The organism is Acinetobacter sp. AOR43_HL (assembly GCF_027854635.1).
Lineage (GTDB): Bacteria > Pseudomonadota > Gammaproteobacteria > Pseudomonadales > Moraxellaceae > Acinetobacter > Acinetobacter pittii.
Map to the genome: position 1 here is coordinate 43,126 of NZ_JAKTHX010000040.1, position 22,019 is coordinate 65,144.

Sequence of the window (22,019 nt, forward strand, 5' to 3'; positions counted from 1 at the left end):
ATTAACCCTTAGCTTTTAGGTGCATGTGCACATTCTGGGCTAGCAGGAGCTTGACCTTGCCACTCACTTGGCAAATAAGCATGAATCGCTAAAGCATGAATTTGGCCTGGATTCATCAAATCAGAAGCTAACGCGTATACTTTTTGATGACGTTGAACTAAACGCAATCCATTAAATTCGTCGCTCACTATAATCACTTTAAAATGAGATTCCTTACCTGGAAAATAACCACCGTGCCCGGCAGACTCATTGATCACTTCCAAATGGCTAGGTGCAAGTGTTTGTAACCGTTCAATCAACTGTTGTTCAAGGCTCATAGCTTTTCCTTTTACGATTATTCGTATATTTGCACCTAGTATACCTTGTCTACACACAAACAAAAGTTGCTCTTGTATGCTTTGACTTCAAACAAAATGTCTATTTATTCGGCAACTTAACAATAAAAATACCGCTAAATGCTCATTTCTGTTTTTATTTTATGCAATCAGCATAATTATTTGCATAAAGTTGTTGACCCTTGTTTTGCTTAATGTATTATAAGCGGCACGCGGGAATAGCTCAGTTGGTAGAGCATAACCTTGCCAAGGTTGGGGTCGCGAGTTCGAGTCTCGTTTCCCGCTCCAAATTGGTTTTTTTTGAGAAAGTTTTAGTAAAAACTGCTTATATATGCGGGAATAGCTCAGTTGGTAGAGCATAACCTTGCCAAGGTTGGGGTCGCGAGTTCGAGTCTCGTTTCCCGCTCCAAATTTAAAAGGCCCTAGTCGAAAGATTGGGGCTTTTTTCTTTTTATCGACCCATGATTTTACGTTCTATCGATTCACAGCATATTCATTCTGAGAATAGCTCAGCTCAAGGCCGAGTATTTCATTGATAGACTCAGATTTTTAAACCAGTAATTGTTTCGAGTTAATCTAGTTATATTTGCAGGGTATTGGTGTTATCCGATGCGTAGATATAAAGGGTAATGATTGAAAACAATCCAAGTTAAAGCGCTCTAGACTACATCTTTGTTGTAAACAGATAGAAAAGATGAAGTTATGATCATAGACATAGCTTTGGAAATAATATTCTTCTGCCTTTTGAATATCACGAGTTGAATCGAGAAACTCTATATGTTCAGCTAACACATGAAAGTTGAGCTTCTTTAAATGACGACTCATTCCTTCGCCAGTACATTTAATATAGGATTCTTTTAAGGTCCATATTTGAAAAAACCGTTGATATACAGTGGATGGATCAATCCTTTCATTTTCCTGAATCCATTCAATTTCACTTGGCGCTAACACACTATCGACACGCATCCAATCGAACTCACGGTCCAGCCGTTCAACATCGACTCCTATTTCCCCTTCTTCAGTCACCGCAAGAACAATAACGTCTGCTGAATGACTAAGATTGAAATAAACAGCTTTATTGCCTTGTACAAAAGGTTTGCCGTTAGGTTGTAATTGAATGTTGACCTCATGGGGTGAAATACCCAACTTATCTGCTAAAACAGACTTCGTTAAGACACGAGAGATTAAGAAAAGTCGTGCAGCATGAGGATGATATTGATCATATCTCAACTTTTCTGCCGCATTGAGAAAGCTGAGATAATGACTCAATATGAGATGGTTTTGTGGCACGCGTGAAACCGGGCAGACATAAACCTGTACTTTGGAAATATCAGACATCACTGAGCTGTACTGTGGTGCTGATATATTTGGTTAGAACTGGTGTGAGATAATCATAAACCGCTTCTATATGGGTAACGTGCGGATTATGGCCTGCGCCAGCAATGATATGTACAGGAATATTAGGACTTATTGTAGTAACAATTGGGTCCTTCTCTCCAACAATGATTTCAACTTTAGAACCAAGCTCGTTTAACAAAGCTGTTTGAGATACTCTCTGCTGAGGCAAACTAATACGATGCATATACCCACTAATATGCTTGGCTACCGACACCCGGCGTAATGAATCCATCGCATAACCAACAGATAGATTTTTTTGCCCGTCTGGATGCAGATTTTTAGCAATCTTATCTTTCGATACAAAACGGAAAATTAGATTAGAGATCGTTTGTATTTGAAATATTTTTGCGGCCTGTGCCTGCACGAAATAAGGCGATATAAGGATAAGACGTGCAACTTTATTTGGATATTTCTGCGCAAGACTCAATGCAAATAAACATCCTAACGAGTGAGCAATAACAACACTATTTGGTGCTAAAAGCTTTGCAGCATTATCAATAAACTGATGATTGTTATCTTCCATCACCTCATAACTACCTGAACGCCCAAGTCCAGGTAGGTCCATCATAGCGACCTGATCATAGGTGATTTTATTAATTATTGGGAACCAACATGTGCTATCGAATGGAATACCGTGTAAAAATAATGCAGAAGATTTTTCTGAACCAACCGGTTGTTTAGTATAGATTTCTGCCCAATATCGATTCTGATAGCTGAAACAGCTAGGCGTTGGAGCTTGCATACGACCAAAACGTGTAAGCACCAGACGATCAATCCAACGAGAAAAATAAGGACTGGTATTGATTAGGTCTGCGATACCCATCTTAACAGCCATCTTTTCTGTCTCAGCGACATGATAGTTTTCATTAGAAATGAAAGCGAGCTGCTCTTTTGAGCCACCAAGCAATGCCTCAGGTAATTTCTCGAGCAGAACTTTAGGTATTTGCAAATGTGGTGCGCTAACCCCTAAATGCTCGGCAGCTAGGTTAACTAGACGATGACATTTAGGTGTCGCAGGATCAAGTAATACATACTCCTGAGCAATAGTCTCAGGAAAAGATATCGTTCGGATGAGAAAGCTCACGATATATTGCATATTGCACAGTGGCAGAAATGTATCACTCCCACCAGGCAGCGCCAGCAGACGTCCTTGATATAACTTATCAATCATTTCGGCAATACCAATATATTGCATATCACCATAAGTATAAAAACCATCAATGACTGTCGCCGGATTTATTGCGGTCCATGGCACATTTAAACGCTTACATGTCTCAATAAAAGCCTGATGCCCTAAAATTTTCGAAGCTTCGTAACCACCATATTTATAATACAAATCATCAGCAGACTCTTGCGGTGGAGTAGCGACTCGATATCCACCAATCCAGATAAATCGCTCAAGCTGCTTCAATGTCGCAGCCCATTCAATCAGAGCAAGTCCTGATTTTACATTCGTACGCTGAGCTTCAGCTTTGCTAATGCCCCAATTAAATGATGCTGCAAGATGATAAACAACATGGATCTTTGTTTGAGCATCCGTTAGTAGAGAGTCCAACTTAAAGTCATGACTTAAATCATATTCAACAAAAGAAATAGATGGATCTGTCAGCCCTTGTGTTGCAATGAAACCTAATACCTTTTCTTTCTTAGTTGCCGCATTGCGTAGTGCAGCAATCACCTGATGACCTTCTCGTAGAAGTTCAACGATCAATCTGCTGCCAATAAAACCTGCTGCACCTGTTACTAATATGGTCTTCCGTGAAAAATTATCTTTTTTTGCATTATTTAAATTATTCATAAATCACCTTAATTAGGGACTGCAAACTCCAGCATTGTTTTTGGAGCGAATTATCTTAAAAGTTATATCGAACCTGGGCATACACCAGACTGTTATCTCTAAATTGTCCTAACACCGTATCATTTCTGCCCCAGAACCGATCACCACCTGCATTCAATTGCCAATGATCATTAAGGTTATAATTAATACGAACTCTCAACATCTCATTGGGCTCTGGTGCAAAATAGAAACCTGTTACTTCTAACTTTAGATTGTCATTCAGGAGGTTAAGTGCATAGCGCAGCATAGCCCCATACTGATCGTGCTCATATTGGTTACTGATGGTTTGCTGATAACGGTAAACTTCTCTCAATAATGGATTTGTTAGACTATCGGCAGATCTTAAGTCCTCCGTATGTTTATAGACACCTACTAAACTCACGGTGGAATTCTTCAATGCTAATTCTGGACCGATGACTACAGTCAGATTATTTTTTTTGTGTGTAAGATCTTCACTACCTTCTGAATCAGTGTGGGTATAGGCTGCTTCACCTCGCCATACGAGATCGTTATGGTTATAACTGAAATCAAATCCATAGACGGTCATAGGATTATTTTTCAGTTGTAAAGTTGCTCCTGTTGGAGATAACGACTGCAGTGACAGATCGGGCATATGGTCCAAACCCGAGAAATATGATGCACCAACATCTAAGCCATCTACAGAATAATCCCAGCGCACTGCAAATGCAGGTCGGCTCTTACGGTCTATGTCATATTGAACACCAGCAATCTGACGCAATGGAATCACATCTGAACGACTACGCGGATACCACAATGCAATCCATTTATTAGTTCCAGATTCAGGAATATATGTCAATTTAAGTGCATCATTTCCAAGACGTTGATCTGTCTCATCTGGTACTAGGCGCGTATAGTCACGGGGCGATAGATTATCTGTTGGATTAGTCCCATCAGCTCTCCCCCACACGACAATCTGACGACCAACATCGACATAGACGGTCTGGTCCCAGTTGTAAGAGGCGTACAACTCACGTAAGTTGCGATTCACCTTACTTACCTGATCTGGGTTTACAGTATGGTCCGTTTCGTCTCCAATATTTATGTCGTAATGGATCTTAAACTCAGGGTTAAACTTGAGCGTACCATTGGACCAGAAACTTGCTTGCCCAATGTTTTTTAACGAACTTAAATCACGATCTGATGACCAAACATCGAGTCTGGCTGAGTTCTGGCTCACAAAACTCATTTCGCTGTCATCTGCATAAGCATGTTGCAGTAGCATAAAGCTACTGCAGCATGCAAATACCCAATAGGCACCTTGCGTCATTTTTCAAGACTCTGCGGTGAGAAAAGCTTATCCGATAAGGTTTTTTCTGCGACAAAATCATTGACGATCACTTGTGTCATATGCTGAGTTTGCAGATTCTTCGCCATAGATTTCATGGCTTGCCATCTTGGTTTTACTTTGCCGTAAGGACGGATATCCGTGAACTCAATATGCTTTAACGGTTTGCCTGCTGTGTCCCATATATCGATGGTTGCTGTAACAAAGTTGTCTTTGAGAATGCACATGCGACGTTTGCTATAACCAAAGTCACTCTTCACCGTATTATTGATTGGCGTTGCTTCGATCATATAGCAATCTTTGCCATTAAATTTGCCATCTGCAAGTTTGGTGTACTTCCAGTCACTTAACTTATAGCCAAGTACATCACCATAACTAAAGTCCGTACCAATAAAAGCATCACCCTTATTCGCTGATGAAAGACGGCGTACTTTTTTCAATGCAGGCAAATAGACAAACATGCTATCACTGCCTTTTGAGTTCTCAATCAATAGCGTCGTGGTTCCCTGTACATCTGCAGGCGAGATGAACTCGGTCAAACGCATATTGTTCTGAGTATTTCCAGCAAGCTTGGTCATATTTTTAGTCAAGCGCACACGTTGCTCACCATTTTTAGAAGTCAAAATAAATTTGGCACTAGCACTTGAGGTCAGGAATTTAGAGGCATCATCACTACGATTAACAATATCTTGAACTTCATCTGCATGAGATGTTTTAGGTAATGAAAAGGTGAGCGCAGTACCTAACAAAAGGCTTGTCACAACAGTTTGTGCAACGGGGATACTTTTCTTATTTGAGGAAAAGATGAAACGAGGTTTTAATATTAGAATCATTGTAGGTACCATAATTAAGGTTGCAAACACACTGAATAGCATCGCAATCACAATAAACATCGCCAGCCATTGATGTACGTGGAAGCCCTGCGATAAGGACAATACGCCATACCCGCCAGCGACCGCAGTCGCGACAAAAAGAGAAGCCTTACCAGCAGTACTTAATGTTTTACGAATAGCATCTTTGATATCTCCCCCTTCTTCGCGCAAGATTTCACGCAAACGATAGAGGAAATAAATTGCGTAATCCGCACCAATACCTACAGCCATGGCCGAGATAAGGGAATTTGGAATATTGAGCGGAATGTCGAGCCAGCCCATCACACCAAAGATGGCAAGAATTGAGAACAAAAGTGGTGTCAGAACAATCAGTCCAGCTGAAATCGAACGGAAGACCAGTGCTGAAATAAAGAATACGGCAAATGAAATTTGTAGAATGTTCATAAGCTTGCCGTGAACCATTGTTTCAGTCAAAGCAATGGTTTGCGTCACGTCACCACCAAAACTCACTACAGCCTTGTCACCCAATTGAGCCGCCATATACGTTTTTAGCGACTCAAGGATTTCTTTGATACGGTGGTTGCTGCCCGTTTTCATAAGAATCGTGATCTTGGCATAGCGCTGAGTAGTATCAATGTAGGATTCAAAATCAGTCGGCTCACCAGACATTGAATACAACAGCAGATATTGAGCAACAACATCTTTGGTTGCAGGAACCTGAAATGCCTGTGGCTGATCGGCATTCATTGCCTGATTCATCCTTTTGATATAGTCCACGATAGAGATTGTTTTACCAACCTCTGGAATTGAATTCGCGAACTTCTCTGTATTATCAATCGCTTTTAGGATCTCTGGGTTTTCAATACCGTCACGGACCTTCGTATCGACCATAATATAAAGGCTGTTTGTGCCACCAAGTGACTGATTCAAGAACCTGTCATCCTGCTGCATCGGTAGGTCACGAGAGAAGAAATTCCGACTATCGTTATCTACCACAATACGGCTCGTGCCGATCGCAAGAAAGACACCAATTCCCGCAATCGCAGTCATTAATATCATTCGTGGACGAACTGACAAAATGGCATCGCCAATACGATTTGGAATCCAATCCCAGATCGGTAGCCCTTTGCGTTTGACCTTCGTAACCGAAGGCGGTGGCAACATTGAGCGTAGTGCTGGAATAAAAGTCATCTCGATGATCAACGTACTGATGATCCCGATTCCAGTAAAAATACCGAATGAACGGATAGTTGGAATATTGAAGGTCAACAGAGAGAAGAATCCAGCCGCCGCAATTCCTCCAGCCAGCACCATAACTGGACCAACACGAACTAAAGACTGCACCACAGCTTCGCTATTGGCAGCTTTAGGTTCCATCCCTTGAGCAATCAGACGATCAAAATCTTCATAGTAGCGTTTGAGCAACTGCACGGCGTGCCCTGCTGCAATGGCCAGGATCAAAATTGGTGTAGGCGAGTTAAAGATATCCATAGGCTGTTTGAACAGCCCCATCATGCCCATACCCCATGCCACAGCAAGCAAAGCTGTAACGAGTGGCAGAATCAAACCCTGCTTACTGCGGAATGCTTCAAAGTGCAACAATCCAATCACCAATACGGCAATCGGGAACAAGATATTGATACGCTTAGAGTAATCTTCAGCTTTATCTAGATAGACAGGATTACCGCCGACACTGAGCGTCATATCTTTAGATTGTTCGCTTTCTACAATTTTGTTGATCGGAGCCATCATCTTCTGGAAGCCCTCTGGACTTTCCTCAAGCTCAAGCAAAATCGCAGCAGTTCTTTGATCTTTAGACACCACTGAATTCATATAAGTTGGATTCATTGCCAACACTTTTTTCAGTTGATCGATATCATCCTGAGTTACAGAACTGGTCGGCAGTAATTTTTTGGCATCAAACCCTTCCGAATTAGCCATGATTCCTTTCGCTTGACGTGCAGCCAAACTCATCATAGTTGATCGAACAACGCCGGGGGCGTTGTCCACTTCTTCGGTAATACGTTTGACTTTTTCCAACACTTGCGGCTGATAAATATCACCTTGCTTCGGTGTAATACCGATCACAACCATATACTTGGAGCCGAATTTTTTTTCGATCAGCTTGGTCGAGGTGATATAAGGATGCCCATTCGGTGCAAGTGCGCCTGGATCAATAATAATTTTTACACCAGATGCAAGGTATGCCAAGGCAATCGTCAAAAGCATGACCACCGTCAGTACAATACGGCGATGTCTAAGAATCCATCGCGTATATTGCTCCATCACTAGATGAGTCTTTTGAAGTGGTTTTTCGACCTCTACCGATGGCTCTTCAATCTCTTGCGTTTGCGTACTCACTGCCTCATAGGTTCCACCCTTCTGAGCTAGCGCCTGAAGATTAGCAAGATCTTTCTTGAACTGGGCAAGAACCATTTTTTTTAGCAGTGCATTAGGAAATACACCAAAAAAGCCGCCCGGCTCTGCCTCAAATAACCATTCAATCCATGTACCTTCTGGATGCTGTTTGAAGCGATAAGTACCTTTGTAATAAAACGGTCCCTCTAACACTTGGAAGGCATACAATTCGTTCGGTACCAGATGTGTAATTTCACCTTTAAAGGCTAACTCACGACTAGCAAAGCTCAAATTGAGTTCATACTTGCTGCCCACACGCGGAGTAGTGTCTAGTAGCTCTGAATGCTTACATGACAATTGCCAGCTTGCATCATTGCCCGGGTTTGCAAGATATTTAAAAACCTTATCAATCTCGGCCGGTATAAGGAAAGCATGTTCTATGGTCACCATAGTGGTTCTACCTTCTTGTATTTCTTATGCAGGAATTGGGTACATCTGATCAATTGCTTTGGCCACAGCCTCAACGTTCTCAGCGAACATAATCGATGAATGGTCACCAGGTAGATCCACTTGTGTAAGCGTATCTTTGATCAAATGATCCCAGCCGAGACTTTCCCCAAAATCTTCAGACTCATCTTTGGCTTTAACCAAGAGGATCGGAAAATCTTCAGGCTCTGGGAAATAGGTTTGAAGTGCGACGCCATTAGCCAGATAAGTATCAAAGTAAAGTCGGAAATCTGATGGGTTAGCATCCAGAGGTATGACATTGATGGCCTTAGCTTCTTTAAGCACATGATCAAACATGTGATCTGGACTCAATTCACGCAAGTATTGCGCTGATATCGTCAGCTTTTTGCCATAAGGCACAGCCAAATCACGAGCAAACCAAGACAAAAGCATGGCATCATCAGCATCTTCAGGCACATTCTCTGGAATTGGAGCACGTGTATCGATCATGACAATCCCTGTGACCTGTTGTCCCATTTGACGCAACTGACGACTGATCTCGTATGCAATCGCACCGCCAAAACACCAACCACCGAGGAAATAAGGCCCTTGAGGCTGCATTTTTTGCATTTCAGCAATATAGAGTGTCGCCATTTCTTCAATCGCTACTTCAGCAGCATCTGCTTCAATCAGACCCGGAGATTGAATAGCACGTAAAGTACGGTTCGGGTTGAGATGACGCGAGAGTTCCATATAACAGAAGGTACTGCCACCAATCGGATGGAAGAGCCATAGCGGCTGTTCATAAGTTCCGCGGCGCAGTTCGATTACGATTGAAGGTTTGATTTCTTTATTTTCACGGATGATCTCCCCCAAACTCTCAACAGTTGAGTACTGTGCAAGTAAAGCAACTGATAATTCGGTACCAAATACCTTCTTGAGATGATTGACAAGTTTCACAGCCAGTAATGAATGCCCACCTAATTCAAAGAAATCATCATGTATACCAACTCGCTTGACTGACAAAATCTGCTCAAAGGTAGTACATAACTCGATTTCAATCGAATCGCGTGGAGCAACATAATCGTTGCTCTGCTCAAACACTGGCTCAGGGAATGCTTTACGATCTAACTTATTGTTAGCCGTCATTGGAAACTCATCCAATCGGATAAACGTACTTGGCACCATATAAGCCGGAAGATGGATTTGCAGAGTCTTTTTTAAACTAGCCATTTCAATGTCATGTCCGGTCACATAAGCCACCAGTTTCTGATCATTGTCGGCTGTGGTCTTAACCAAGACTACTGCATCTGTAATACCATCGATCTGTTTGAGAACATTCTCGATTTCGCCTAGCTCAATACGGAATCCACGGATTTTGACCTGAAAATCCAGACGTCCATGATGAGTCAAACGCCCATCCATTCGCAGACAGACTTTATCTCCGGTGCGATAGAGTCGACCAGCATTTGGTAGGGATGGTAAAGTTCTAAATTGTGCATCTGTCAACTCAGGTCGATGCCAGTAATCGACTGCAAGACCATCGCCTCCAATCCAGAGCTCTCCCATAACACCTCGTGGAACCAATCGCTGCTGTTCATCGAGAACATAAAGCTGGGTGTTCGCCATTGGTTCGCCTAAATCAATATATTTGGCATCGGTGATGTGGGCTGCACTGGACCACACAGTTGTCTCGGTCGGGCCATAGACATTCCAAAGGCAGCTGACTTTGCTCAGTAGTTTTTCTGCGAGTACAGGATCTAGCGCTTCGCCTCCGCTAAGTGCAGTTAGATGTGGGATACCTTTCCACTCACTGTCCAATAGCATTTTCCAAGAGGACGGCGTTGCCTGCATAACATTGATTGACTTCGCCTGCATATACTCAACCAGCAGGTTCCCATCTAGAGATATCTCACGTGGGCACACATGCACCACACCGCCGTACATCAGTGGAATCAATAGTTCAACAACAGAAATATCAAACGCATAAGTAGTGATTGCTAATAACTGCATATCAGCAGTTGCTTGCAGCCTATCATTCACAGACAGTAAGAAATTAGCTATTGAAGGATGCCCAATACGCACGCCTTTAGGTTTACCTGTCGAGCCGGAGGTGTACATCACATAAGCGGTATCACCAAAGGCAAGCGTCTCACGTACTTGCTCAATGGGAACAACACCAGCTTGATTGATATCTAGACGTGGTACAGAGACTGTAAGAGCATCCATCAAGTCAGTTTGGGTCAAGATGACTTTAGGTTCAGCATCTTCTACGATGTTATGCAAACGTTCTCTTGGGAAACTAGGATCCAACGGTACATATGCTGCTCCTGCCGCCCAGATTCCGAGGACTGCCGCGGGCAATAGCACAGTGCGGTCTACCATTAGACCTACGCGATCCCCATTGGTAATGCCATGTGCACGTAAATATTCAGCAATCCCAGCAATATGCTGACCTAACTTATGATAGCTGACAGCATGATCTCTAGAGGTCATAGCATGATTGTCACCACGCTCATCGATCTGCTTCAGAATCATTCCCAGTAGATCATGTCGAGGATAATCAGTCACCTGACCACGTAGGTAGCCTAGCTGAATGCCATTCGCATAATCAGGTGCGATATCTAACTCAACAATCTTACGTTCAGGATGAGCCACCATTTCCGATAGTACAACTTGCAGTAGTTGCACTATATTCTCGGCAGACTCCGCAGAAAATATTTCAGAGTTGTATTTCAGTACACCAACCAGTTCACCCTGATATTCACCGCCCATTTCTAGCATAATATCTAGTTGGCCTTCTTGTTGGCGAACTGGAAAGCTTCCTAGCGTAAGGTCTTGACCGGCTAAAGTAGCTGGATTCTGGATTGGCAAGAGTAGTTCTTTAAACTCATCCAAACCACCTAGACGTTCCCAGAACATTCCAACTTGAGCCAATGGATTGATACTGCCATCACGCTTTGGTGAAACAGCTTCAACCACTCTGGAAAAAGCAACTTTTTGATGTTTAAGACTCTGTTTTAATTGTTCCTGCACCTGCTGTGTAAATTGACGTAAAGTCTGATCAGCATCGATGTCTATGTTAAGAGCAATTGTATTAACAAACTGTCCTAGTGCATTGCGCAAAGAACGTTCAAGTCGGCCTGCTACTGCTGTGGCAACGACTAGATTATTTTCATTCGATAGTTTGTTCAGCAGGATATAGAAGCCCGATAATACAAGACCGAATAAGGTAATTTCATAATCTTTCGCCAAGTTTACAAGACCAGACGATACTGACTCAGGTACACGGAAAATTACCGAGCTACCTTTATGTTGTTGCACAGCTGGACGTGGATAATCAAGTGGAATGCTATGCACATGTGGAGCATGCTTTAACGCATTTTTCCAAAACAGTAAGCTTTCATCAGCATCACCGATCACGTTGCTCTTCTGCTTATCTGCATATTGAGCGAACTCGATTCCGTTCACTACATTTGACTCTGTTACCAGTCCAAAACGCTTGCAGACATCTCGCAGCAATAGACCAATCGACCAGAAATCCATTAAGGCATGATGAATCACAACTGCAATCACATAGTGATTCTGACCACGCTCATAACAATGGATACGCCACAACGGTGGCTGAGTTAGGTCAAATGGTTGCTTGGTATCCTGTTCGACTAATTTCGTCAAATCAGAAGCTTCAACATGACGAGCATCAGAGAGAATGATATTAGGATATACACGATCCCAGATGATTTGCTCGATACCCTGATCATTGGCAGGCATGCTTACACGTAGTAACGGATAATCATGTAACACTGCTTCCAAAATCTCCATCGGCTTGCTGCCTAATGGCTGGTTGACCTTCACATCAAAAGCCACCACCATATTGTAGGCACTGCAAGTTGGCTCAAGACGCTGGATATACCAAATACCAAGCTGTTCTGCAGAAATCGCATGACGCGACAGAATTTTTGGTTCTAGGCTTGCAATGTTATTCATGAAGCAACTCCCTGTTGCAACTCAGAAACCAAATATTCAGCCAACGCATTGATTGTTGGGTAATCCCATAGCAGTGTTGGCTCAAGTTCCAGTTTTGTCAGATCTTCTAAGTCCCCAGACACAGACAAAGCAACGATCGAATCAAGACCATAACTGGTAAATTTTTGCTCTGGATCAATCGTCTCAGGCTCTACACGCATCTCTTTAGCTACTAGCGTACGAATGATCGCGCTCCAGTAAACTTTATCCTTATTCATGGGGTAATCTCCTCTTTAACTGGTTTGGCATCACGCGGTGCCAATGCGAAATCGATAACAGATAACATGTGGTTGGTTGAAATTCGGTCTAGCAAATCTGCTAATGTGCTTTCACGTAATGACGTAATAGGAGGAGATGCCTGCCCTTCAGCAGCATTTAGGAAAATGATCAACCATGCTCCATCCTTTAAAGCAGTCCTCAAGCCATGACGGTTAAAGACCCAGAAACCCAGCACAGCAATGCGGGCAAACAGCTCGGCGTAGCCTCGAGCGAGACTAAAACGTAACGTTTCAAACTCTTTGCTTTCCTCAGAGTTTGAAAAGTAATTCTGAATTTTTTGATCTAATGTACGCTGTTCAACCAGAAGCCGGTCTGCATGCTCACGTAGCGTAGATAGCATTTCAGTAGACAACCCTACTGTGGCTTCGGCATCGTTGAGCATTTCAATGATTGTCCCCAGCGACTCCATCACCAAATCGCCATCTCGGTTGAAAATCTCAAGCCCACGGAAATCAATAGCGTCTGTCTCCACTTGTAAGTCATACAACTGGCGATAACGTGCTTTGGCTTCGGCTTGGTTGAGATGGTCGGCTTTTTTGCTACGACCTTTATTGGCTGATTTGAGCTGAAAACTCAGACTGTCTAGACAAACGGTGCTACTTCCGTCAAACACACTAACAATCAGATGGTCTCTGAATGCTTTCTGGTACATTCCATCTGCATATGCATTTCTTAAGAAGAAACGTGACCCAAGCACTGAAGAAGTGATCTTGGCAAGTGACTCTACATACTCAGGCACCAGTACCTTGACGATTGGCGACCATGTACTGAACTGATTAATACAAACGTGTAATCCGCGCGCGCCAACGAGTGATAACACCTCCGCTGCTAATAGATAGGCATAGGCTGTAGAAAGTTGCTCACGCACTAATGGAATGCTTATTACTTTTTTGTTATATAACTCGCGTTCGATAGCAAACTCGGTCGCGATTCGTAGCATCGTATCGCCAGCCCCCAGCGAGAAACTACTGCAATATGCACGCGTTACCTGTAGAGTTTTGAGTCCAAGTTCCAACCCTTGGCCCTCTTCACCGATCAAAGCATCTTTGTGAATTTCAGCGTTGTTAAAGCCAATACCACTAATATCTAAACCACGCATGCCCACTGTTGGCAGGCGGTTCAGACTATAGGTTCCTTTAGAAGCCATATGACGCTTATCAAGCCAGAATGCGCTCAAACTACGTGGTCCACGATCGTTCGATGTTTTAGCGATCAGGCTTAAAGAGTCTCCTAAAGTGGCGCGATTGATTGACCATTTTTCGCCATTTAAGATGTATTTACTCTCGGCAGGCTGTGCTGTCACTTCACTAGATAATAGGTCAGCACCATGCGCTTTCTCGCTATAAGCCAATGCTGGAGCAGCACCACTTAAAATTCGGCTAGCAATATTTTGGCATTGATTCGCATTACCGCCGATCCACACAATCACAGACCAAGCATTCGTGCTATAGGTCGAATTGATGGTTAGATCTCGTCGTGCCAACACACGATGCAGATATAGCAACTCTTCACCAATTTCCATACGACCTCCGAGCTCTGAAGGTACATAGAAACGGTTCATACCCACCGCATTCAGAAAATCAACAGCACGCTGAGGATATTGCTCCTTCTCATCACGCTCGATGGCAGCGGACCAAGAAAAATCGTTGTTGTTATCATGTACGGAGCCTAAAATTTGCTCCAGACGAGCAGCAGACTGAAACTGCCGCAAATTGGATGTAAGTGACATGGATTTTCACTCAAATGATTAAAGGGTAAGGGTTAAAACAAAGCACTTTTCAGACGATTAAAAATCAGCGTGCGTACTTCACGTTCCTTGATCATTGAGTTGAGAAGATTGGAGCTATAACGAATCAGCTGCCCCCGCTGCTCACGATCACGGATGACTTCTAAGCCGTTTTTGACATAGTTTCGAGCAATCACCGTTCTACGGTTTGGATGGGTTAAACAGACCAGTTGACCGCGTTCGATCTGTTCTTTAATTTTTCTTCTTCTAATTTTGCCGCTAGTAGTTTTGTTAATTCGGCCTTGATGCAGTAAATAGACACCTTCTACAGGTAAGCCAATATCAGCTGTCACTTGTTCCTTGACCTGAGTTCTAATGGCTTCAAAATTGAGAGTCTTGTCTAGTGACTTCTTCTTGATCTCAAGTACAACAGTAACACCCTCAGAATCAGCAACATTCACTGCTGCAACACAGCCTTTACGAACAGCAGGATGTGCCATTTCAACAGAGCACTCGATATCTTGCGGGTAATAGTTCTTGCCACGGATGATAATCACATCCTTAAGGCGGCCAGTTACATATAGGTCTCCGTCTTTGACAAAGCCCATATCACCCGTTCTCAAGTAGTGCACTTGACTCGGTTGACCCGCGTCATCAATGATAGTCGCCGCAAAAGTTTCCTGATTGACCTCTGGCTTCTGCCAGTAACCTGCTGTAACGCTCTCACCTGCCAGCCAGATTTCACCAACTTCATGAGCTGCTACTTCTTGACAGGTATGCGGATTGACAATACGGCAATCAATATGTGCCGAGATCTTGCCACAGCTCACCACTTGCACGGCGGTCTGATCTTGACTGGCCTGTATCAGATTGGCATTTAACTTGTCACGATCGATTGAAATTGAATTGAGAGGACCAGTCACACCACTAACTAAAAGCGTAACTTCTGCCAGTCCATAGCATGGCAAGAAAGTATCTAGTTTCAGTTCCGACTGGGTATTGAACTTTTCCATGAAGCGTTGCATGACGTGAGCCTTGATCGGCTCAGCACCATTAAACAGCACCCGTAAACGGCTCAGATCAAGCGATGCAGCCTGCTCATCAGAGATGCGGTGCAGACATAATTCATAAGCAAAGTTTGGTCCACCAGTAATTGTGACACCTTTTTCACTGATAAATTGCAACCATTTTAGAGGCTTACGAATGAAGTCCAGCGGTGACATGACATAGCAAGTCAGGCCCACATACACAGTTTGCAAAACTGAGCCAATCAACCCCATATCGTGATAAACAGGTAGCCATGTAAGGCCAATATCTTCAGGTTGCGTGCCAAAAGCTTCAGCAATCATGACTTCATTTGCCATAATATTCTTATGGGTAACAATTACCCCTTTAGGCCAACCTGTTGATCCCGAAGTGTATTGCAGGAAGCAGATATCTTCTTCAGTAATGGGCGGGAAATCTTTTTGTACCAAATCACGCTGTAGCTCAGTATCAACAGCATGTAATATTAAGCTTTCATTTTGAGCTTTTAGTGTGATCAGACCTGATAGCTCAAGAATCTTTTTGGTGGTGAGTACTATTTTTGGCTCGCAGTCATTCATAATATTCAAAATATTAGAAAAACCATTACGATTAAAAGGTAGGCTGACGGGTACCGCGATAATTTTAGCTTTTAGGCAGGCAAAGAACGATACGATAAAGTCCAACCCAGGTTCAAATAGCAACACAGCGCGATCGCCACTGTCTACAAGATTCATTAATACCTGAGCTTGATGTTGAACCCGAGCGTTCAAATCTTTATACGTAAGAGACTGGATACCACCAGATTGACGCCCTAAATACTCGAAAGCAACCTTACTTCCATTTAAATTTGCGTGGGATTCCAATGTTGCAATGATATTATCCGTATCCATTACAGCCATAACTTACTCCGATTAATTATAATGCACCCTTAAAATTCGCTAATTTAGAAATTACATTTCTCGTCGGGGCTTTTAATAAAAATGAATATACTTTTTGTTTAAAATATAAATTCACATTATATTTTATGGTTGGGCATCATTTATTACACCTGTAAGTGCTTACAGGTTGGCCTATATTTATAAAAATCGAGAAGCTAGACACCTTTTATAAATCGTTTTACTCAATTTCTATTTTTTATTTTTTGCAATCAGATTAAATATTAAACTTATTTTCATCTTTACTTTTTTAGTAGTTGAAAAAGTGTCTAAAAGCTTTCAATACATCAGTGAATTCTTAGCTCATATAATTATTTTATTTTTTGATTTTTGAGATTTAATTTCTTATAGCAATAAGCTATTTAAGTATAGATTAACAATCCACCTATATTATTCATTTAAAAACAAATCATATTTCAACATTATAATTTCTCATAACCAATATATACTTTTATAAATAAATACAATTAATTTTGACTTTCACATAAGATCATGAATACTAAAATAATATGAAATTAAATTTTTCCAGTTGGTTTAATTTAAAATAAAACCCAGATAAATAGCTTTTATAATAAGCTATAGTAATGATTGATTTAAAATATAAATATTACAAGCATTTACTTTATTCAGATGTATTATTTATACGTATACTTTATAAAAGTCCTAACATCACAGCTCGGATAGCTGCTGAAATTTTATTATTCACATTTAACTTCTGCATTGAATTTCCGAGGTGAAAATTGACTGTTCTTTCAGTTACCCCTAGAATCTGGGCAATTTCTGCAGACGTTTTACCCTCAGCAGTCCAACGCAGTGCCTCTTTTTCTCGGTTCGTTAAATAAAGATTAAACTGAGCGAATTCCACCTCATTTACAACTTTAGCAATGCTAGAATGCACTGTTTGAGACAACCAATACATATTTGTATATTGTGCCTTTTGCTCTTTTTCCGACAATTGGTCATTGGATCTTGCGAGTGTTAGCATCCCTCTGGTTCCAATAAAGTCGCGGCTTGACTGAGCCCAACCGACATTAAGGCCATAAGAGCGCGCCTCCTCCCAGAAATCTTTTTCTTCTTGTGTCTTTGCAAATTGGCTCGACCAGACAAGAGGTTGAAGTGATACCATACAATGCTGCACAGTTGGATCTATCTTCACATATTGCTGTTCCACATAACGCTTTTGCCATGCTTCTGGATAATTATTCAACATAATCGTTTTTGGTTCAGCAATAGATAATGGCGACTGCATACCATAAGCACAATAATCAAATCCAAGCTTTGAAGCTGTAGATTTAACGATCTCAAACAGCTGGTATTCATTTTTTACGATCAGAAATTCTGATAATAAATCCTCTTGCCAATTTTCCATTTACTCTCATTAGACTCCATTCACAAATCATTTTTTGTTCAGTTGAATATTGTGAATTCAAACAATCCAATTGAAGCGTAGGTCTCTTCGTTTACCTTTATTTCAATAAAGCTTTTAAATACCTAATTTTCTTTATCTGATTTTTCAATTTCAGATTTTGAATTCATCATCTAATTAACAACTCTTTTAAGCCAGATATGGTTGTAAATTATTCAGCCAAACTAAATTTATGAGAGCTTCTAAGGTTGTTATATTCCATGTGTGGATTATGCTTGAAAAATTAAATTTTACGGGATGCATTTTATTCCAAAAATTAAGTATTTTAAAAAAGATCAAGGAGACCTATTAATTATTATTGATAGTCAGTTTTCATTAATTTAATTAAACAATATTTTCTATCAACTATCTAGCCGGTATAATTTTACTAATTATTATACAAAGAAACTAAAGACACCTTTAATAATTTAATAAATCAAGCAATTACATTATCACTCACCTTACTTAGGATTATTATTTTAACAATGAGAGTTGATGCACACTAAAAGATCTACAACAACTCCAATCTATCTAGCATTTTTTAAAAGGCAGTTTGCATATTAAAACTACAAAATTCTCATTTTTCATAAGTAAGCCTTAAAGGCTGAATAACTCTCTAGTAAGAACAGCTTAACGGTGTATGCCATACAATTACATTTAACCTGTTAAACATAACAGTATTTTATTGGCAATAATTTATGTTATTTATCCATTGAACCCCAATTCAAGTCACTTGAACAGGTAGCATGGTCACCATCCCCCCTCATTTCTCAATATCAGCAGATGGTTTTATTCGACTGAATGAAAACCAGCTTATGAACTATCCACTCCAACACCTCATATCTATTGTTGAATCAACACAAATTGAAGATTCTCAAATTCTCTATTATGGTTTTACTGAATGGGCAACATCACTGACCCCAGCTTTAAGTACGGGATGGGATTGGGAATTTATTGAGTACAATGGCATCACGAGTATAAAAAGAATTGGACTGCCTCGAAGCAATATTATGCTTGTTGATGTATCTGGTACAGATATTGGATTTGAAGTTACTGAAACACTAATTGAAAAGAAAATCGATACTTTGTTCTGGGAACAGTTCATTTATGCCCAAATCAATACAACCCAAACAATGGCTAAATTAACTCCATATTTCTCTTAGAAACCTGTAAATTCTTACAGTTACCGCTTCCCCACCTGTTAAGTAAAGTCACTTGAAAAATAAGTGGAAGCACTTGTAATGAATGTTATTGCTGGATTTCAAAATAATTTTTCAGAAGGCCTATATACTAAATTTAAAAATTACCGCTATAGGGTATTTGTTGAATATTTAGGTTGGGAGTTGAACTGTCCTAATAATGAAGAACTAGATCAGTTTGACAAAGTCGATACCGCCTATGTCGTCGCTCAAGATAGAGAATCTAATATTATTGGTTGTGCCAGATTACTACCAACTACTCAACCTTATTTACTTGGTGAGATATTTCCTCAATTACTTAATGGAATGCCTATTCCTTGCTCACCAGAAATTTGGGAGTTATCAAGATTCTCAGCAGTAGATTTCTCAAATCCGCCATCTTCAGCTAGTCAAGCTGTGTCATCGCCCGTCTCTATTGCAATTCTGCAAGAATCTATCAACTTTGCAAGGGAACAAGGCGCAAAACAACTCATTACCACCTCTCCTCTGGGGGTAGAGCGGTTATTACGTGCTGCGGGTTTTCGTGCTCATCGTGCAGGCCCACCCATGGTTATTGATGGCTATGCGATGTTTGCATGCTTGATTGATGTGTAGTTCATAATCAATTAGGTACACATTGAACAGCTGGAGCGAGAAAAAAGTAGCACTTGCACCTCTTTTTTCGCTTCAAATGTACTAAAAGCACTACCCGAAAAATTAGTTTGACTCATAAAAATTTTTTTAATTGTATTTCTTATAATCATTAACTGCCTGATCTAAAGCCTGAATTCCCTCATCAATTTTATCGGCAGTAATAGATCCAATGCCTAACCTTAAAAAATGTTGATGGTGATCTGTACTTAGAAAAAATGGCTGACCGGCCTCTATAAAAACTCCTACATTAGCTGCGTATTGGGCTAAAACAGTACAATTGATATCACTTTGGGTATCAATCCAACATGCCGAGCCACCATTTAATGCGTAAACGTTCCATGTAGGAAAGTGATGGTGTAATGCTGATATTAACTGCTCACCACGATATTTATGGAGCTGAAACTGACGACGTAACATGCAATGGTAATAACCTTGATCAATAAAAAAGGCAAATACTCTTTGATTAAAAACATTGGGGTGCCGAAGCATTAGACGACGCAAATGACGCAACTCATTAATGAGTTCTGGGGCTGCTACGATGTATCCTAAGCGTAAACCTGGTGCTAGAGGCTTAGATAAGCTCCCGATATAAACCACTCTCCCATGCCGATCTAAACTTTTTAATGCAGGGATCGTAGTATTTTGAACCAAAACCTGTGCATCGTATTCATCTTCTATAATGATACTATCTTGCTGCTCCGCCAGTTCTAAAAGCTTTTTACGGCGTGAAGGAGACATGGTGATGCCTGTTGGGCATTGTCGCCCTGGCGTCACATAAAAATAATCACAGCCCACAGCATTTGTTAGAGTAACGCCTTCATGATCGACCGCTAATGGTACAATATTTGGTGTATGCAACATAAAAATATTTCGTGCATCAGGATAGCCAGGGTCTTCTACACCAACAATTTGTTGTTCTTTAAGTAGTAGTGCTGCCAACATATACAATGCATGCTGGCTTCCTACCGTAAGTAATATTTCATTTTCTTTGGCCATAATTCCACGGGTCGGTAAAATATGTTGCCGTATTGCATTTATAAGAAAAGTATCATCACCTTGTTGTGTAATATCCCTTGCCCATATCGATGCATCTTTAGCTGATAAAGCTTTAACAGCACACTCACGCCAAGATGAAGCCGGGAAGCTTTCAAAGTCAGGCTGACCATATATAAACGGGTATGGGTAACTCATCCAATCCGCAGGTTTATTAATATGCCTTTGTGCTGATGGGCAAAGACGAAAGCGTGAAACCCATTCTGTAGATTTTGATGTCGTTTTTATCGTTTTGCTTTCACTACTATCAATTTGGAAGCTGGGATGCACAAAGTGTCCACTACGTTGCCTAGACTCTAAAATACGTTCAGCTACGAGTTGTTGATATGCAATAGTCACAGTATTACGACCAACTCCAAGTTGATCTGCCAAATAACGACTTGATGGAACAGCCATATCTGGCTTGAGATAACCTTGTACTAATGCAGTAAACATCATACGGCAAATTCGTCCCTGCAAATTGAGTCCACTTTGCTCAGTCTCTGCAAATAATACGTTCCATATACCTGGTACTACTGGACTTGTTACAAACTGATCTCTTTCCATAGTGCATTTCTCGACCTATTTTGAAGCCCAAATGCTTAACATGGTGCATTTTGCTTCTGAAGACCTATGATTTACCGAAATCTGGCATCACAAATACAAATGCAAGACCCATTCCAATATATGAAAAACATAAAAAATTAATAAATTTTAAATATTTAAATTAATTTAAATCTGGCTCCATCAAAACATTAAATCTGGTACTACGGCTAATTGCTCTATTTCCGTACAGTTTAATCATCAAAAAAGATTCGTATGTATTTGGAGTTAAAAAGATGAACCAAGCTCAACTTTTGCAACTAATCACTGACTTTTCTACAGCATGGAATAAACACGATGTAGAGCAACTCATGGACTGTATGCATCCTGATTGTTGTTTTGAAACAGTTGCAGGTGATGAGGTATACGGTACACGTATTCAAGGGCATGAAGCTGTTCGTCAAGCATTTGAAAATACTTTTAAAAGTTTTCCTGATGCACAGTGGCTTAATGGTAAACACTGGTTGAGCGAAGATGCGCTATACGGAATTTCTGAAACAACATTTACAGCATCAACCCCTGAAGGTGGAAAGATTGAAGCCAACATGGTTGATGTTTTCACCTTTAAAGATGGAAAAATTTTAGTCAAAAATGCATTCCGTAAAAATCGCCCCGTGCAAGCAGCCGCTTAAGGAGCCTGC

At 41.0% G+C, this 22,019-nt stretch carries 14 protein-coding genes and 2 tRNA genes; 5 read left to right on the forward strand and 11 right to left on the reverse strand.

Features of this window, described 5'->3' with window-relative positions; genetic code table 11:
- Nucleotides 1-8: 8 nt before the first annotated feature.
- The gene (locus tag MKL33_RS20050; RefSeq protein WP_002114074.1) at nt 9-317 is read right to left on the reverse strand and encodes a BolA family protein; all 309 of its coding nucleotides are present in this window, start codon (nt 315-317) and stop codon (nt 9-11) included.
- A gap of 230 nt (nt 318-547) precedes the next feature.
- On the opposite strand from MKL33_RS20050, the gene MKL33_RS20055 reads away from it, so the two are divergent.
- Together MKL33_RS20055 and MKL33_RS20060 are read left to right on the forward strand one after the other, a co-directional pair.
- Nucleotides 548-623, forward strand: a tRNA-Gly gene (locus tag MKL33_RS20055).
- A 45-nt stretch (nt 624-668) separates the two neighbouring features.
- A tRNA-Gly gene (locus tag MKL33_RS20060) sits at nt 669-744 on the forward strand.
- 167 nt (nt 745-911) lie between these two features.
- Here MKL33_RS20060 and MKL33_RS20065 read toward each other — a convergent pair.
- The 9 genes from MKL33_RS20065 to abaR form a co-directional block, all read right to left on the reverse strand.
- Nucleotides 912-1,673 carry a 4'-phosphopantetheinyl transferase family protein gene (locus MKL33_RS20065; protein WP_270907606.1) on the reverse strand — a complete coding sequence of 254 codons (762 nt, stop codon included), beginning with the start codon at nt 1,671-1,673 and terminating at the stop codon, nt 912-914.
- Nucleotides 1,666-3,531 (reverse strand): alpha/beta fold hydrolase, encoded by a 1,866-nt coding sequence (locus MKL33_RS20070; protein ID WP_270907607.1) that lies wholly within the window; start codon nt 3,529-3,531, stop codon nt 1,666-1,668. Before MKL33_RS20070 ends, MKL33_RS20065 begins: the two co-directional genes overlap by 8 nt.
- A 55-nt stretch (nt 3,532-3,586) precedes the next feature.
- Complete coding sequence (locus MKL33_RS20075; RefSeq protein WP_270907608.1) at nt 3,587-4,858, reverse strand: porin; 1,272 nt, start codon at nt 4,856-4,858, stop codon at nt 3,587-3,589.
- Nucleotides 4,855-8,517, reverse strand: coding sequence for an outer membrane lipoprotein-sorting protein (locus tag MKL33_RS20080; protein ID WP_270907609.1), 3,663 nt, complete (start codon nt 8,515-8,517; stop codon nt 4,855-4,857). Before MKL33_RS20080 ends, MKL33_RS20075 begins: the two co-directional genes overlap by 4 nt.
- A gap of 24 nt (nt 8,518-8,541) precedes the next feature.
- Entirely contained in the window at nt 8,542-12,501 is a 3,960-nt protein-coding gene (locus MKL33_RS20085; RefSeq protein ID WP_270907610.1) for a non-ribosomal peptide synthetase, read from the reverse strand.
- Nucleotides 12,498-12,758: an acyl carrier protein gene (locus tag MKL33_RS20090; RefSeq protein WP_002118032.1), complete on the reverse strand. Its 261-nt coding sequence runs from the start codon at nt 12,756-12,758 to the stop codon at nt 12,498-12,500. The genes MKL33_RS20085 and MKL33_RS20090 overlap by 4 nt, the downstream gene beginning before the upstream one ends.
- Nucleotides 12,755-14,530 carry an acyl-CoA dehydrogenase gene (locus tag MKL33_RS20095; RefSeq protein ID WP_270907637.1) on the reverse strand — a complete coding sequence of 592 codons (1,776 nt, stop codon included), beginning with the start codon at nt 14,528-14,530 and terminating at the stop codon, nt 12,755-12,757. The genes MKL33_RS20090 and MKL33_RS20095 overlap by 4 nt, the downstream gene beginning before the upstream one ends.
- Before the next feature lie 50 nt (nt 14,531-14,580).
- Nucleotides 14,581-16,470: a fatty acyl-AMP ligase gene (locus MKL33_RS20100; protein WP_161283066.1), complete on the reverse strand. Its 1,890-nt coding sequence runs from the start codon at nt 16,468-16,470 to the stop codon at nt 14,581-14,583.
- Between the two features lie 688 nt (nt 16,471-17,158).
- Nucleotides 17,159-17,875, reverse strand: coding sequence for a LuxR family transcriptional regulator AbaR (gene abaR, locus MKL33_RS20105; RefSeq protein WP_002118060.1), 717 nt, complete (start codon nt 17,873-17,875; stop codon nt 17,159-17,161).
- 782 nt (nt 17,876-18,657) lie between these two features.
- On the opposite strand from abaR, the gene MKL33_RS20110 reads away from it, so the two are divergent.
- Both MKL33_RS20110 and abaI read left to right on the forward strand, forming a co-directional pair.
- The gene (locus MKL33_RS20110) at nt 18,658-19,074 is read left to right on the forward strand and encodes a DUF4902 domain-containing protein (RefSeq protein ID WP_002118068.1); all 417 of its coding nucleotides are present in this window, start codon (nt 18,658-18,660) and stop codon (nt 19,072-19,074) included.
- A gap of 63 nt (nt 19,075-19,137) precedes the next feature.
- Nucleotides 19,138-19,704, forward strand: a complete 567-nt coding sequence (gene abaI / locus MKL33_RS20115; RefSeq protein ID WP_005804777.1) for an acyl-homoserine-lactone synthase AbaI — start codon at nt 19,138-19,140, stop codon at nt 19,702-19,704.
- 126 nt (nt 19,705-19,830) lie between these two features.
- On the opposite strand, the gene pdxR is transcribed toward abaI, so the two are convergent.
- A complete protein-coding gene (gene pdxR, locus MKL33_RS20120; protein WP_270907611.1) occupies nt 19,831-21,342 on the reverse strand; it encodes a MocR-like pyridoxine biosynthesis transcription factor PdxR in 1,512 nt (503 codons plus the stop codon).
- A 272-nt stretch (nt 21,343-21,614) separates the two neighbouring features.
- Here pdxR and MKL33_RS20125 point away from each other — a divergent pair, with 272 nt between their 5' ends.
- A complete protein-coding gene (locus MKL33_RS20125) occupies nt 21,615-22,010 on the forward strand; it encodes a nuclear transport factor 2 family protein (protein ID WP_005804779.1) in 396 nt (131 codons plus the stop codon).
- Nucleotides 22,011-22,019: the final 9 nt, after the last annotated feature.

Excerpts from the sequence above, each read along its gene's own strand:
- MKL33_RS20050 (WP_002114074.1), bottom strand. The coding sequence starts at position 317 with ATGAGCCTTGAACAACAGTTGATTGAACGGTTACAAACACTTGCACCT.
- MKL33_RS20065 (WP_270907606.1), bottom strand. The coding sequence starts at position 1,673 with ATGTCTGATATTTCCAAAGTACAGGTTTATGTCTGCCCGGTTTCACGC.
- MKL33_RS20070 (WP_270907607.1), bottom strand. The coding sequence starts at position 3,531 with ATGAATAATTTAAATAATGCAAAAAAAGATAATTTTTCACGGAAGACC.
- MKL33_RS20075 (WP_270907608.1), bottom strand. The coding sequence starts at position 4,858 with ATGACGCAAGGTGCCTATTGGGTATTTGCATGCTGCAGTAGCTTTATG.
- MKL33_RS20080 (WP_270907609.1), bottom strand. The coding sequence starts at position 8,517 with ATGGTGACCATAGAACATGCTTTCCTTATACCGGCCGAGATTGATAAG.
- MKL33_RS20085 (WP_270907610.1), bottom strand. The coding sequence starts at position 12,501 with ATGAATAACATTGCAAGCCTAGAACCAAAAATTCTGTCGCGTCATGCG.
- MKL33_RS20090 (WP_002118032.1), bottom strand. The coding sequence starts at position 12,758 with ATGAATAAGGATAAAGTTTACTGGAGCGCGATCATTCGTACGCTAGTA.
- MKL33_RS20100 (WP_161283066.1), bottom strand. The coding sequence starts at position 16,470 with ATGGCTGTAATGGATACGGATAATATCATTGCAACATTGGAATCCCAC.
- abaR (WP_002118060.1), bottom strand. The coding sequence starts at position 17,875 with ATGGAAAATTGGCAAGAGGATTTATTATCAGAATTTCTGATCGTAAAA.
- MKL33_RS20110 (WP_002118068.1), top strand. The coding sequence starts at position 18,658 with ATGGTCACCATCCCCCCTCATTTCTCAATATCAGCAGATGGTTTTATT.
- pdxR (WP_270907611.1), bottom strand. The coding sequence starts at position 21,342 with ATGGAAAGAGATCAGTTTGTAACAAGTCCAGTAGTACCAGGTATATGG.
- MKL33_RS20125 (WP_005804779.1), top strand. The coding sequence starts at position 21,615 with ATGAACCAAGCTCAACTTTTGCAACTAATCACTGACTTTTCTACAGCA.